Genomic DNA, 13,145 nt, shown 5'->3' with positions numbered 1-13,145 from the left:
CGGCACGGTGCGGCGGTGGGGGGCGGTCGGCGTGAGGGGGACGGCGACGGTGGTCACGGCGCAGTACGGCAGCGAGAGGCGATCGGTGTGAGCGGGACGGCGACGGTGGTCACGGCGCAGTACGGCAGCGAGAGGCGATCGGTGTGAGCGGGACAGCGACGGTGGTCACGGCGCAGTACTGCGGCAGGAGGCGATCCCCGTGAGCGGGACGGTCGCCGTCATTCTGGCGTTGGCGGTCGGGACGTATGCCTTCCGGCTGGTCGGGCCCGTGCTGCACGGGCGGGTGGAACTGCCGGCTCGGGTGCAGGAGTTGCTGTCCGCCGGTGCGGTGGTCCTGCTGGTGGCCCTCCTCGCGACGGGTGCCCTCACCGAGGGCGGCGGCTTCGCCGGGTGGGCGCGACCGGCCGGGGTCCTGGTGGGAGGAGTGCTGGCGTGGCGCCGCGCGCCGTTCGCGGTGGTCGTCGTGGGCGCCGCGGCGACAGCGGCGATCCTGCGGGCGGCGGGGGTTCCCTGACCGGCCGGGGGGGGAGCGGGCGGCCGTCCATGACCGGGGCCGGGAGGAGCGGGGCTCCCTGACCGGCCGGCAGGAGCGGGCGGCGTTCCATGACCTGGGCCGGGAGGAGCGGGCGGCGTTCCAGACCGGGGCCGGGAGGAGCGGGCGGTGGCACTCCCCCGCCTGCCCCGGCCAGGGACGAGCCGTCACCGTCACGACAACCGGGTGTCAGTGCCTGCCGGTAGCCTCCGCACCCATGACCGATGCTCAGGCCGGCACCAGCGCCCACCACCTCCACACCACCCGCGCCTTCTACGACGCCATCGCCGAGGACTACGCCACCCACTTCCGGGACGATCTCGACGGCCGGCCCTTGGACCGGGCGCTGATCGCCGGGTTCGCGGAGCTCGTCGGGGCGGGCGGACGGGTGGCCGACCTCGGGTGCGGGCCGGGGCGGGGTACGGCGCGGCTCGCCTCCCTCGGTCTCGACGTCTTCGGCCTCGACCTGTCGGACAGCATGCTCGCCATCGCCCGGCGCGAGAACCCGGGCCTGCGCTTCGAGCAGGGCTCCATGCGGGAGCTGGACCTGCCGGACGGAACGCTTGACGGCGTGGTCTCCCTGTACTCGACGATCCACACCCCGGAGGACGAACTTCCGGCGCTCTTCACGGAGTTCCGCCGGGTCCTCAAGCCGGGCGGACACCTCCTGCTCGCCTTCCAGGCCGGGGACGAGCCCCTCCGGCTCGAGCGTCCCTTCGGCCACCCGGTCACCCTGGACTTCCAGCGACGCCGCCCGGAACGGATGGCCGCGCTGCTGGAGGCGGCCGGGCTCACGCTCGTACTGAACTCGGTGCGTGCGCGGGACGAGCGGCTCGGCGAGTCGGCCCCGCAGGCGTACCTCATCGTCCGCAAGTCCGCCTGAGTGCACGGGGGGTGGGTCGGCACCCGCTCCGCCACCCTCGCTCATGGTCCGGACCTCGGCGAGGGAGCGAGCGGGTTGCCGCCCTGGGCCCTGTGGAGATCGTCCTCGATGCCGCGAGCACAGTCAATCCTTGGATTCTGTGCTCAACACCCAAGTGTTAGCTTGAGTGTTGTGACCCTGGACGACCTACGGGTGTTTGTGGCCGTGTGCCGGGCCGGCAGCCTCAGTGCGGTGGCCCGTGATCTGGCGTGTACGCAGTCGGCGGTGAGCCAGCATGTGAAGCGGCTGGAGCGGGAGACCGGGGTCAGCCTGCTGGAGCGGCAGCCGCGCGGGGTCGTACCGACACAGGCCGGCCGGCTGCTGGAAGCCGCCGCCGCCGAGGGCATCGGCGGTCTCGATCTGGCCCTGCGCCGGCTGCGGGAGATGGCCGACGGCGAGAGCGGTTCCGTGCGGGTCGCCACGGGCGCGACGACCGTACGGCACTTCATGTCGGAGGCGGTGGTCGCCTTCCGGCAGCGTCATCCCGACGTCAGTCTGGAGTTCCGTACGGAGAGCTCCAGCCGGGGCTGTTTCGACGCGCTGGCCGACAGCGGGCTCGACCTCGCGTGGATCACCCTGGGCGGGCCCGTGCGGGGCATCGAGCAGCGGCCGGTGCTGGACCTGCCGTGGGTGCTGGCGGTGCGGGCGGACGATCCGCTGGCCGCGCGCCCGCACGTCGAGCCGGGTGAGCTGCGCGGCCTGCGCCTGATCCGGCTGCCGCCCAACTCCACGTCCGCCGCCCACCTGGACGCCGCCTGCGCGGAGGCCGGGGTCCGGTTCAGCTTCGACACGAGCGTCGCGGACTGGGACACCGCGCTGCTGCTGGCCGAGTTGGGGCTGGGCCGGGCGGTGGTGCCCGCGCTGCCGGGGCATTCCGTACCGGGCGACCAGGGCCCTCTGCGCCTGGTCCCGATCCGCGCCCTGCGCCCGCTGTCGGTGGGCTGGGCGGTCCGCCGCTGGGACGCCCTCAGCCCCTTGGCACGCACCTTCGCCGACTCGGTCGTCACCAGCTGCCGCCGCAACGCCCCGACGGCCCTCTCCTGATCGGGCGCCCTACCCCCCGTACAACGCCTCCACCTCCGCCGCGAAGTCCTTCAGGATCACATCCCGCCGCAGCTTCATCGACGGCGTCAGATGCCCCGCCTCCTCCGTGAAGTCCACCGGCAGGATCATGAAGCGGCGGATGGACTCCGGGCGGGAGAGCGTCTTGTTCGCCTCGTCCAGGGCGCGTTGCAGGATCGCCTGCAACTCCTCGTCGTCGGTGAGGAGTTCCGGTGGGACGGGGTGCTTGCCGTTCATGCGGCGCCAGTGCGTGATGCCGTCGGGGTCGAGGGTGATCAGCGCCGAGACGTAGGGGCGGCCGTCGCCCACGAGCATGCACTGCGAGATCAGGGGGTGGGAGCGCAGCCAGTTCTCCAGCGGGGCCGGGGCGACGCTCTTGCCGCCCGCCGTGATCAGCATCTCCTTCTTGCGGCCGGTGATGGTCAGATACCCCTCGTCGTCCAGCTCGCCGATGTCGCCGGTCGCGAGCCAGCCGTCACGGGTGGCGGGGACGACACCGCCGGCCGCCGGATCCCAGTAGCCGCGCAGCACCTGCTCGCCGGAGAGCAGGATCTCCCCGTCGGCCGCGATGCGCACCCGCGTGCCGGGCAGGGGCCAGCCCACCGTGCCGAGCTTGGGCTTGAGCGGCGGCGTGACGGTGGACGCGCCGGTCGTCTCGGTCAGGCCGTAGCCCTCGAAGACCTCGATGCCGGCGCCGGCGAAGAACGCGGCGAGCCGGCGCCCGAGCGGGGAGCCGCCGCAGATGGCGTAGCGGACGCGGCCGCCCATGGCGTTGCGGATCCGGCGGTAGACCAGCGGGTCGTACAGCGCGCGGGCCGCCTTCAGTGAGCGACTGGGTCCGGGCCCGGCGCCGGTCTGCCTGGCCTCCAGGGCCTCGCCGTACCGTCGGGCCACCGCCGCCGCGCGGTCGAAGGTGGCGGCCCGGCCGCCCGCCTCCGCCTTGGCGCGGGCGCTGTTGAAGACCTTCTCCAGCATGTAGGGGATGGTCAGCAGACAGGTGGGCCGGAAGCTCGCCAGGTCGGGCAGCAGGTCCTCCGCCTTGAGGCTGGGCGCGTGCCCGAGCCGTACCCGGGCCCGTACGCAGGCGACGGCGACCATCCGCCCGAAGACGTGGGACATCGGCAGGAAGAGGAGGACGGAGGCCTCTTCACTCGTCCGTGCCTTGAAGATCGGGTAGAGCAGCTCGATCGCGTTGTCGACCTCGGCGAAGAAGTTGCCGTGGGTGAGGGCGCAGCCCTTGGGGCGGCCGGTGGTGCCGGAGGTGTAGATCAGGGTGGCGAGGGTGTCGGGGACCAGCATGCCCCGGCGTACCTCCACCTCCGCGTCGGGGACGGGCGCGCCCGCTTCCGCCAGCCGCTCGACGTGCTCCTTCTCCACGACCCACACATGTCTGAGGTCGGGCAGCCGCCCCAGCTCGGGGCCGAGGGCGGCGGCCTGCCCCGCGGTCTCCGTGATCAGGGCGACCGCGCCGGAGTCGTGCAGGATCCAGCAGGCCTGGTAGACGGAGGAGGTCGGGTAGATGGGGACGGTGACCAGTCCGGCCGCCCACGCGGCGAAGTCGATCAGGGTCCACTCGTAGATCGTGCGGGCCATGACGGCGATCCGGTCGCCCGGCATCAGCCCCTCGGCGATGAGTCCCTTGGCGACCGACTGCACCTGCTCGGCGAACTCCGCGGCCGTCACATCGGCCCAGCCGCCACCTGCCGTCCTGCGGCTGAGGACCACGGAGTGCGGGGCGGCGTGCGCGTTGTCGAAGGGCAGGTCGGCGAGCGAGCCGTGCCGCACCGGCCTGGCCAGCGGCGGTACGGCGGCTTCCCGCACGGCGCCGTCCAGCCGCCGGAGCTCGGGTTCGACCAGCACGGGGGCGCCGTACTCGTCACCGGTGGCGGAGGAATACGCAGGGGACACGGGGCGGCTCCTGGGGCGTGCAGTGGTGGGCCTGCTGCCTCGAGGTACGGGCCTCGCGGCGGGAGGCACTCACGGACGGCACCCTGGGGAAAGGGGTTACCGCCGGTTCGGTCTGGGGATCGTACGGCCCTCACATGGGGGGTTTGTGCGGGTCCGGGGATGGTCCGGAGCCGGGCGTGTGCAACGTCGGCGGTTATGTGAGGGCCACTCAGCTTCTGTGCGGACATCGGGTCCGCTCAGGGGTGCGGGGCGCGGCTCCTCACGCGCGCTCGAGAATCGCCGTCACCCCCTGACCGCCCGCCGCGCACACGGAGATGAGCCCCCGTGCGGGCGCGTCCCGTTCGGCGAGCAGCTTCGCCAGGGTGGCGACGATCCGGGCGCCGGTCGCGGCGAAGGGATGCCCGGTCGCCAGCGAGGACCCGGCCACGTTCAGCCGCGCGCGGTCCACGGGCGCCAGCCCCCGCTTCTCCCAGGCGGCCAGGGTGGCGAGCACCTGCGAGGCGAAGGCCTCGTGCACCTCGATCAGATCGAAGTCCTCGATGCCGAGCCCGGCGCGCTCCAGCATGCGCGGCACCGCGTACGCCGGTGCCATCAGCAGCCCGTCCTCGCCGCCGGCGACATCGCCCGCCACGAAGTCCACGGCGGCGGTCTCGTACGCGGTGAGGTGGGCCAGCGGCTCCAGGCCCCGCTCCTCGGCCCACTCCTCGCTCGCCAGCAGCACCACGGCGGCACCGTCCGTGAGCGGCGTCGAATTGCCCGCCGTCATGGTCGGTTCGGGGCCGTCGAGGCCGAACACCGGCTTCAGCGCGGCGAGTTTCTCCACGGTCGAACCCGGCCGCAGATTCTGGTCCCGGGCCAGCCCCCGGAACGGCACCACCAGGTCCCGGAAGAAGCCGCGTTCGTACGCCGCCGCCAGCCGCTGGTGACTGGTGGCCGCCAGTTCGTCCTGGGCCTCGCGGGAGATGCCCCAGGCGCGGGCGGTGACGGCCGCGTGCTCGCCCATGGACAGGCCCGTCCGCGGTTCGGCGTTGCGCGGGATGTCGGGCACGAGGTGCCCCGGCCGCACCTTCGCCAGAGCCTTCACCCGCGCCCCGAGCGACGTGGCCCGCCGCGCCTCCAGCAGCACCTTGCGCAGGCTGTCGTTGAGCCCGAGGGGCGCGTCGCTGGCGGTGTCCGCGCCGCCCGCGATCGCGGACTCGGTCTGCCCGAGGGCGATCTTGTTGGCGGCGGCGATGACGGCCTGCAGCCCGGTGCCGCAGGCCTGCTGGATGTCGTACGCGGGCGTGCGGGCGTCCAGCGCGGAGCCGAGGACGGTCTCCCGGGCGAGGTTGAAGTCCCGGCTGTGCTTGAGCACGGCCCCGGCGACGAACTCGCCCACCGCGCCGGGGGTTTGCAGCCCGTACCGTTCGACGAGGCCGTCCAGCGCGGCGGTGAGCATCTCCTGGTTGGAGGCGGTGGCGTACGGGCCGTCGGAGCGGGCGAAGGGGATGCGGCTGCCGCCGATGATCGCGACGCGTCGCACGGCCGTCGGTTCCAGGGGGCTCATCTCGACCTGCTCCTCACCGGTGACATAGGCTTACCTCCGGTAACCTTACTCCAGAGTAAGCACAGAAGTGAGCCCTTCACACCCTGCTGGGAGTCGCACATGGCCGACCGCTATCTGAGCTTCACCGGCACCGCGCCCGGCCGCTTCCTCACCCGCCGCCTGGGCCTGCCCCAGCCCGCGGCGCTGAAGCGCTGGTCACCCGAGCGGCCGGACCTGGACGGCGGCCTGCTCCACCTCACCGCGGGCAAGTCCGACCTGGACCTCGCGCCGGTCCTCGCCCGCACGGGTCTGCCCAGCGACGACGGCCACCCCGCGGCGGTCGTCCTGGACGCCACCGGGATCCGCGACGTGGAGGGCCTCACCGACGTCCACGCGGCCCTGCACCCCGTCGTCCGCTCGGTCGCCGCGAGCGGCAGGATCGTCGTCCTCGGCGCCCCGCTCGACCCCGCCGACCACCACCAGGCCGCCGCCCAGCAGGCGCTGGAGGGCTTCACCCGCTCCCTCGGCAAGGAGATCGGCCGGGGCAGGACCGTCAACCTGGTCCGCCTCACCGACGCCCCCGCCGCCGGGTCCACGCTCCGCTTCCTGCTCTCCCCCGGGTCCGCCTACGTCAGCGGCCAGGTGATCGAGGTCGGCGCCCAGCAGGTCACCGCCCCCGCCGACTGGACCCGCCCGCTCGCCGGACGCACCGCGCTGATCACCGGCGCCGCGCGCGGCATCGGCGAGGCGGTCGCCGAGACGCTGGCCCGCCACGGCGCCGAGGTCGTCGTCCTCGACGTACCCCAGGCCGAGGCGGACGCCCGCCGCGTCGCCGAACGCCTCGGCGGCACGGCCCTCCCCCTCGACATCACCGCCGCCGACGCCGGAACGCGTATCGCCGAAGCCCTTCCCGAGGGGCTCGACATCCTCATCCACAACGCGGGCATCACCCGCGACCGGCGCCTGGTCAACATGCCCGCCGACCGCTGGACTTCGGTCCTGGAGGTGAACCTGGCGAGCGTCCTGCGCACCACGGACGCCCTCCTGGCCGCCGGGACCCTGAGGCGTGGCGGCCGTATCGTCGCCACGGCCTCCATCGCGGGCATCGCCGGAAACGCCGGCCAGACCAACTACGGCGCGAGCAAGGCGGGCATCACCGGCCTGGTCCGCTCCCTGGCACCCCGCGCGCTCGCCGACCACGGGGTCACGGTGAACGCGGTGGCGCCGGGCTTCATCGAGACGAAGATGACGGCGGCGGTCCCGCTGTTCATCCGCGAGGCGGGCCGCCGTATGAACTCCCTGGCACAGGGCGGACTGCCGGTGGACGTCGCCGAGACCACGGCCTGGCTCGCCCACCCGGCCTCCGGCGCGGTCAACGGCCAGGTCGTACGGGTCTGCGGCCAGAGCCTGCTGGGAGCGTGACCACCGTGACCACCATGGACACCACTGTCCTCACCAGACCCCCTTCCCTCGCACGCCACCTCGCGCGGGGCGCCGCCCTCTCCCCCCTCAAACGCCCCAGCCCCGACGCCGAGTTCCCGCACACCCGCCTCGTCCTCCCGGACGGGCGCGTCGACCTGGCCCGACTGGCGACGTACGAGAGGGTGTGCGGCTTCTCCACCGGCGAGGACGCGCTGCCGGTGACGTATCCGCATGTGCTGGGCTTCCCGCTGGCGATGCGCCTGATGAGCGACCGCGCGTTCCCGCTGCCGCTGCTGGGCCTGGTCCACACGTCGATCGCCCTCACCCGCCACCGCACGCTCCCGGCGACGGGACAGTACGAACTCACCGTGTACGTCGACCACTTGGCGCCCCACCGACGCGGCACGGAAGCCACCGTGGTCACCGAACTGCGTACCGGCAACACCCTCGCCTGGGAATCGAGCAGCACGTACCTGGCCCGCCACCGCACCGCGACGCCCTCGTCCGAGCCACGCACCACGGAACCCCCGGCCCCCCTCCCCACCCTCACCGAATGGCGCCTGCCCGCCGACCTGGGCCGCCGCTACGGCGCCGCGTCCGGCGACCGCAACCCGATCCATCTGCACCCGCTCACCGCCCGCCTCTTCGGCTTCCCGCGCGCCATCGCGCACGGCATGTGGACGGTGGCCCGCTGCCTGGCCGAGCACGGGGTGCCGGAGCGGGCGACGGTCCGAGCCGACTTCAAGGCGCCGCTCCTGCTGCCCGGCACGGTGAGCTACGGGGCACAGGACGGCCGTTTCGAGCTTCGCGGGACCGGCGAACGGCTGCACGTGACCGGTCAGGTCGGCGCGCCCTGACCGGCGGGGTCCTCGTCGTCCTCCGGAGGCGTCCACCGGCGCCCGGCCATGAGATCGCCGAGCCCCGCCCAGGCGAAGTTCATCAGCGTGGCCGCGGCCTGGCGGGCGGTGACGCCCGGGGTGGAGTTGGCCCAGTCGGCCAGTGACTCGGCGGCGCCGACGAGCGCTTCGGCGAGACCGGAGACCTCGGCCGCGGGCAGATCGGGGTCACGGTGGGCATCACGCGCGGTGGCGAGGATGAGCTGGGTCACGAACGCCACGATCTCCGCGCGCATCGCCGCGACCTCACCGGCGAAGACCTCGCCGTGGGTGCGGGCCTGCAGATGCAGCACGGCCCAGCCGTCCGGATGACGGGCGGTGTGCGTGAAGAACGCGGTCAGCCCGGCCCAGAGCTGCCGGTCGGCGGGCAGCTCCGGCCGGGCCCCGGCCCGCACGGCCTCGGTGAGCGCCTTCGCCTCCCGCCGGATGCACGCGCTGAACAGGTCGTCCTTCGAGTTCAGATACAGATAGACCAACGGCTTGGACACACCCGCCAGTTCGGCGATCTCGTCCATCGACGCGGCCATGTACCCCCGCTGTCCGAAGGTCTGTACGGCGGCATCCAGCATCTGCTGCTCCCGCACCGCACGCGGCATCCGCTTGGTCTTCACGGCAGGCATGCCCGTTAGCGTACGGGGCGGGAAGACCGATCCGAGCGTCCGGAAGTCCAATGACGCGCTTCAGCGACCAGGTGGGCGTGAAGCCGGGAGAGGCGTGTGTCGCTGAGGGTTCCCGAGCGGACGGCCAGGTGAAAGGTGTTGATCGGAGGGATGTCCGGTTCCAGCAACATCACCAACTGTCCGTTTGCGATCTCCTCAGAGCACAGGTAGGTGGGCACGACGGAGATTCCCGCGCCCGCCACCACGGCGGAGATGGCGCCACGGAGGTCGGGCACGACCACGGCCGGAGGCCCGGGTGGCGGGCCGTCGAAGACGATGTCCCAGTACCGGCGGATGATCGGCAGGCTCTCCGCGTACGAGATCATCGGTAGTTTCGCCAGGGTGCGGCCCCCCTCCGTGGTGAGACTTCCGGGCGGGAGGCTGTCCGCGACCTCGGGTGAGGCGACGAGGGCGAACTCCTCGTCGGTGAGTGCTGTACCGGCCAGCCCCCGGCTGCGTGGCTGGATGGTGGAGATCACCAGGTCGAGGTGACCGGCTTTGAGGTCGTCGAGGAGTCCGTCGGACTCCCCGAGCGTGATCCGTAAATCGAGTCCGCCGGCGATGAGGCGTCCCAGCGAGGGCAGGACGCGCGCGGCGATCAGGTCCGCGGGTCCGCCCAGGCGTATCGGACGGTTCGACGGTGAGGTGTCGAAGTGCCGGTTGATGGCGGCGGTCAGCCCGGTGATGGGGCCTTCGATGTCGTGCGCGAGAGCCTCTGCCTCCGGTGTCGGAACGGCTCCCTGCGGTGTGCGGTCGAAGAGTGCCTTGCCCAGCTCTGCTTCGAGCCCGCGGATCTGCTGGGTGACGGCGGGCTGGGTGATGCCCAGGTGCGCGGCGGCTTTGGTGAACGATCCCTTGTGATAGACGGTGATGAACGTGTGCAACCATCCCAATTGCATATCGACCGGCCCCCCGTAGCCGGCAGAGGACGTGGCGCGCCTGGCAGCGTGGTCCACACTGTCCCCGTTTACTGCTGACATTACAGAAGCACCACTGGATACCGGCGGGTGCCGTGGGTGCCCGGTCCTGCGCCTCACGTCCACCCGCCGTATCCGATCTTATCGACGTGTTTCGGAGCTCAGTTTGAGAGTTCCGAGAACTGGCTGATTGTCAGCTCTGCGACCCTGGCAGCGGACGCCGGGTTCTGACCGGTGACCAGTCGGCCGTCGGCCACGGCGTGCTCCGCGAAGTTGCCGGCCTTGGTGATCTTTGCCCCCTTGTCGATCAGTGCGGTTTCGAGTGCAAAGGGGACGACGTCACTGAGGCCCACTGCAGCCTCCTCCTCGTTCGTGAAGGCGGACACCTGCTTGCCGTCGACCAGCGGCCGGCCGTCGGGCAGGGTGAGCGGCAGCAGCCCCGCGGGGCCGTGGCAGACGGCGGCGACGACACCGCCGCGCTGGTAGATCGCCTCGGCCAGCCGCGCGAGGTCGGCGGCGTGCGGGAAGTCCCACATGGTGCCGTGGCCGCCGGCGTAGTAGATGGCGTCGTAGTCCTGGGCCCGCAGCTCCTGGGCCGTAGGCGTGGCGGCGAGGGCGTCGGCGTACTCGGCGAGGAAGTCGGCGGACACGGTGTCGCCTTCCTTCACGCCGTCCTTCGGCGGGGTGCCGCCCTCGACGGAGACGAACGCGATGTCCCAGCCGGCCTGCTGGAAGACCCGGGCGGGGTCGGCGACTTCGGGGACGTAGAAGCCTGTCTTGCGGCCGGTGTTGCCGAGCCGGTCGTTGGAGGTGAGAGCGAAGAGTACCTTCGGCACGGGGGTCCTTTCGGTTCAGGCCGTGAGAGTGGCCAGTTCGGGCAGGTAGATGCGGCGCTGGCGGCGCTGTACCGCCAGGTCGATGTGGTCCGGGGTGTGATAGCCCCACCAGGCCCACAAGGAGCGCGCGCCGGTGTCCCGCACGGCGAGGGCGTTGGTGATGTGGTCGTCGATGAAGGTGACGGCCTCGGCGGGGATGCCGTCGGCGGCGGCGAGGTCCAGGACGGCGGACCGCTTGTCGGAACATTCGCCGATCACCTCTACGACGGTGGATCGGAGGCGATGATGCTCGAGGATCTCCCACACCGAGTCGGCGTCCTTGGCGGTGACGATCGAGGTGCCGCGCCCCTGGTGGCGTTCCAGCAGGTCCCGGATGCCGGGGTAGAGGGTGTGCATCGCCCTCCACCGGGGTGCCTGGGCCGCGCGCAGGGCGGCGCGGACGGCAGTGGCGCCCTCGGTGAGGGCGGTCAGACGCTCGGGCGGGATGCGGGCGAGCAGGGCTTCGTAGTCGACGACACCCGAGAGGGAGGCGGCCCGCGGGTCGCGGGCGACCATGAAGTCCCCCAGGACACGGGCGTACTTGCGCACCACGCGGAAGCGGTCGAGAAAGCCCTGTGGCAGTGCCGCGGCCAGCTCCGTGAGGGACGTGCCGGCGACCTGCTGGGGATCCTGGTCGGCGTGGTAGGTGACGATGGCGCATTCATGGAAGGCGTCGGCGATGACGCCGTCGAAGTCGAGTATCAGCACGAGGCTCCCCCGAGTGACGGACGTGGGCGGACGGGCGGGGCGCCGGGATGGTGCGGCCGGGGGAGTACGCCTCCCGGCGCCCCGCGCCCAGGTGGTGGCAGCGATTCCCCGGTTCCTTCGCGTGCAGGTGTCCCGGGGTCCGGTGTCAGGCCGCTGCCGACCTGGTCTGTCCGGCCTTCTCGGCGACGGTGTCGAACACGGCGCGCATGAAGCGGCCGACGTAGGCGTAGTAGGAGCAGGTGATGATGTGGCCGTCCACGATCACGTCGGAGTCCACGACGTTCGCCCCGGCGTTGACGACATCGTCGCGCAGGCCGATGTAGGCGCAGGCGGTGCGGCCCTTGAGCACCCCTGCCGATACCATGATCCACGGACCGTGGCACAGGCCGGCCACGACCTTCTCCTCCCGGTCCATGGCACGCACGAAGTCGAGGACGTGCGCGTCCTGCCGGACGCGGTCGGGGGCTTCATGACCGCCGGTGAGGATCACCGCGTCGTAGGCGGCGGCATCGAGCTGGTCGAAGGCGACCAGGGGCTTGGCGGTCTTGTCCATCGGCAGCGGGACACCGTACTTGCCGATGACGTCGGCACCGTTCCTGGTGGCGACGTCCACGTGCCAGCCCTCCTCCAGGAGCCGGTAGTAGGTGTAGACGACGTCGTGGTCCTGGAAGCCGGGGCCGGTGATGATCACGGCGCTGGGCATGGGTGTGCTCCGTTCTGGGTCGGTACGAAACGTCGCTCCGGGTCGGTGCGGAGCGATGCGGACACCCCTGGCGGTCAGGCGAGCGCGAGGGAGAGGTAGTACTGGTCGAGTGCCGGGCGGCGGCTGTCGCCCCGGGCGGGCGCGAGGATGTCCACTTCGCCGGTGATGACACCGGTCAGGCCGAGCGGGATGTGGAACAGGTCCTGCCGCCGGCGCCGGTAGAAGACGTCCATGCCTGCGCGGACGGAGAAGGAGAACTCGCCGCCGGGCGACTTCTCCCGCAGCCGGGCCTGCGGCAGGTACGACACCGGCTGGGCCGGCACGTCCGGGGCCTCGGCGTAGTCGGTCTCGTAGGCGGTGTTCTCCCGAGCGTAGTTGTCGCGCAGCCGGATGAGGTCGAACTTGTTGCGCGGGGCTTCGACCTCCACCAGCCACAGCGGCCCGGGGCCGAGGCTGCGGGTGGCGTGGAAGGCGCCACCGCCGATACGCAGAATCGTGCCGGCGCCGAGGGGGTACTGCTGGGTGAGCGTGTCCGTGACCCCCTGTCCGGCGAGGCACAGCAGATAGGTGAGTTTGCGGGGGTGGACATGCATCGACGTGGACTGGCCCTGCTCGATCCTCAGATTCCACACGTCGATGAAGTCGTCCACGTAGATGCGGTACTCCATCCCCCACGGCTTGGGGACGACCTCGTTGAGGTGGTCGTCGCCGTCCAAGCGCTCGTTGCCGATCCTCGATCCCTTGCGGACGACTTCGTTGAGGCTCGAGAAGTCCCGCGGGCCTGGGTCGATGCGTATGACGGAGTCGTGCTGCGGCTGGTGCGTGGTGATCTGACTTTGCGTCAGCTCAGACATGAATCCCCCTTCGTGGCCTGGTGTCCCCGGCCGACAACGAACCTAGGCAGGAGCTGACGCGGAGCCAAATAAGGAACGACGCGGTCAGGAATAACGGCATGAGCGCACCGCAGCACGGTGATGGCCCCCTGCTCTTGTCCTTATTTGAACCCAGGTGTCGGC

General features: G+C 71.8%; 13 protein-coding genes. 5 read left to right on the top strand and 8 right to left on the bottom strand.

The window, feature by feature from the left end:
• Nucleotides 1-199: 199 nt before the first annotated feature.
• The 3 genes from N4P33_RS01410 (at nt 200) to N4P33_RS01400 (ending at nt 2,498) form a co-directional block, all read left to right on the top strand.
• Entirely contained in the window at nt 200-514 is a 315-nt protein-coding gene (locus N4P33_RS01410; protein ID WP_260824304.1) for an AzlD domain-containing protein, read from the top strand.
• Between the two features lie 235 nt (nt 515-749).
• On the top strand, nt 750-1,415 hold the full coding sequence (locus N4P33_RS01405) for a class I SAM-dependent methyltransferase (RefSeq protein WP_260824303.1): 666 nt from the start codon (nt 750-752) through the stop codon (nt 1,413-1,415).
• Between the two features lie 171 nt (nt 1,416-1,586).
• The gene (locus N4P33_RS01400) at nt 1,587-2,498 is read left to right on the top strand and encodes a LysR family transcriptional regulator (RefSeq protein WP_260824302.1); all 912 of its coding nucleotides are present in this window, start codon (nt 1,587-1,589) and stop codon (nt 2,496-2,498) included.
• 9 nt (nt 2,499-2,507) lie between these two features.
• Here the strand turns inward: N4P33_RS01400 and N4P33_RS01395 are convergent, their stop codons facing one another.
• Both N4P33_RS01395 and N4P33_RS01390 read right to left on the bottom strand, forming a co-directional pair.
• Complete coding sequence (locus tag N4P33_RS01395; protein ID WP_260824301.1) at nt 2,508-4,424, bottom strand: long-chain fatty acid--CoA ligase; 1,917 nt, start codon at nt 4,422-4,424, stop codon at nt 2,508-2,510.
• A gap of 259 nt (nt 4,425-4,683) precedes the next feature.
• Nucleotides 4,684-5,970, bottom strand: coding sequence for an acetyl-CoA C-acetyltransferase (locus N4P33_RS01390; RefSeq protein WP_260824300.1), 1,287 nt, complete (start codon nt 5,968-5,970; stop codon nt 4,684-4,686).
• A gap of 99 nt (nt 5,971-6,069) precedes the next feature.
• On the opposite strand from N4P33_RS01390, the gene N4P33_RS01385 reads away from it, so the two are divergent.
• Together N4P33_RS01385 and N4P33_RS01380 are read left to right on the top strand one after the other, a co-directional pair.
• Nucleotides 6,070-7,371, top strand: coding sequence for a 3-oxoacyl-ACP reductase (locus tag N4P33_RS01385; RefSeq protein ID WP_260824299.1), 1,302 nt, complete (start codon nt 6,070-6,072; stop codon nt 7,369-7,371).
• Between the two features lie 14 nt (nt 7,372-7,385).
• Nucleotides 7,386-8,228 carry a MaoC/PaaZ C-terminal domain-containing protein gene (locus tag N4P33_RS01380; RefSeq protein WP_260824298.1) on the top strand — a complete coding sequence of 281 codons (843 nt, stop codon included), beginning with the start codon at nt 7,386-7,388 and terminating at the stop codon, nt 8,226-8,228.
• Here the strand turns inward: N4P33_RS01380 and N4P33_RS01375 are convergent.
• From N4P33_RS01375 to N4P33_RS01350, 6 genes are all read right to left on the bottom strand, one after another.
• On the bottom strand, nt 8,210-8,887 hold the full coding sequence (locus N4P33_RS01375; protein WP_260824297.1) for a TetR/AcrR family transcriptional regulator: 678 nt from the start codon (nt 8,885-8,887) through the stop codon (nt 8,210-8,212). The two genes, N4P33_RS01380 and N4P33_RS01375, sit on opposite strands and share 19 nt — an antisense overlap.
• A gap of 5 nt (nt 8,888-8,892) precedes the next feature.
• Nucleotides 8,893-9,810, bottom strand: a complete 918-nt coding sequence (locus N4P33_RS01370; protein WP_260824296.1) for a LysR family transcriptional regulator — start codon at nt 9,808-9,810, stop codon at nt 8,893-8,895.
• A 194-nt stretch (nt 9,811-10,004) separates the two neighbouring features.
• Entirely contained in the window at nt 10,005-10,679 is a 675-nt protein-coding gene (locus tag N4P33_RS01365; RefSeq protein WP_260824295.1) for a type 1 glutamine amidotransferase domain-containing protein, read from the bottom strand.
• 15 nt (nt 10,680-10,694) lie between these two features.
• On the bottom strand, nt 10,695-11,426 hold the full coding sequence (locus N4P33_RS01360) for an HAD family hydrolase (protein ID WP_260824294.1): 732 nt from the start codon (nt 11,424-11,426) through the stop codon (nt 10,695-10,697).
• Nucleotides 11,427-11,571: 145 nt separating this feature from the next.
• On the bottom strand, nt 11,572-12,129 hold the full coding sequence (locus N4P33_RS01355) for a type 1 glutamine amidotransferase domain-containing protein (protein ID WP_260824293.1): 558 nt from the start codon (nt 12,127-12,129) through the stop codon (nt 11,572-11,574).
• Nucleotides 12,130-12,203: 74 nt separating this feature from the next.
• On the bottom strand, nt 12,204-12,983 hold the full coding sequence (locus N4P33_RS01350; protein ID WP_260824292.1) for a cupin domain-containing protein: 780 nt from the start codon (nt 12,981-12,983) through the stop codon (nt 12,204-12,206).
• Nucleotides 12,984-13,145: the final 162 nt, after the last annotated feature.

The organism is Streptomyces sp. 15-116A (assembly GCF_025290915.1).
Lineage (GTDB): Bacteria > Actinomycetota > Actinomycetes > Streptomycetales > Streptomycetaceae > Streptomyces.
This window is presented reverse-complemented; position numbering and strand designations above follow the sequence as displayed.

Coding starts and splice junctions, on each gene's coding strand:
- N4P33_RS01380 (WP_260824298.1), top strand. CDS start 7,386: ATGGACACCACTGTCCTCACCAGACCCCCTTCCCTCGCACGCCACCTC.
- N4P33_RS01375 (WP_260824297.1), bottom strand. CDS start 8,887: ATGCCTGCCGTGAAGACCAAGCGGATGCCGCGTGCGGTGCGGGAGCAG.
- N4P33_RS01390 (WP_260824300.1), bottom strand. CDS start 5,970: ATGAGCCCCCTGGAACCGACGGCCGTGCGACGCGTCGCGATCATCGGC.
- N4P33_RS01405 (WP_260824303.1), top strand. CDS start 750: ATGACCGATGCTCAGGCCGGCACCAGCGCCCACCACCTCCACACCACC.
- N4P33_RS01350 (WP_260824292.1), bottom strand. CDS start 12,983: ATGTCTGAGCTGACGCAAAGTCAGATCACCACGCACCAGCCGCAGCAC.
- N4P33_RS01355 (WP_260824293.1), bottom strand. CDS start 12,129: ATGCCCAGCGCCGTGATCATCACCGGCCCCGGCTTCCAGGACCACGAC.
- N4P33_RS01385 (WP_260824299.1), top strand. CDS start 6,070: ATGGCCGACCGCTATCTGAGCTTCACCGGCACCGCGCCCGGCCGCTTC.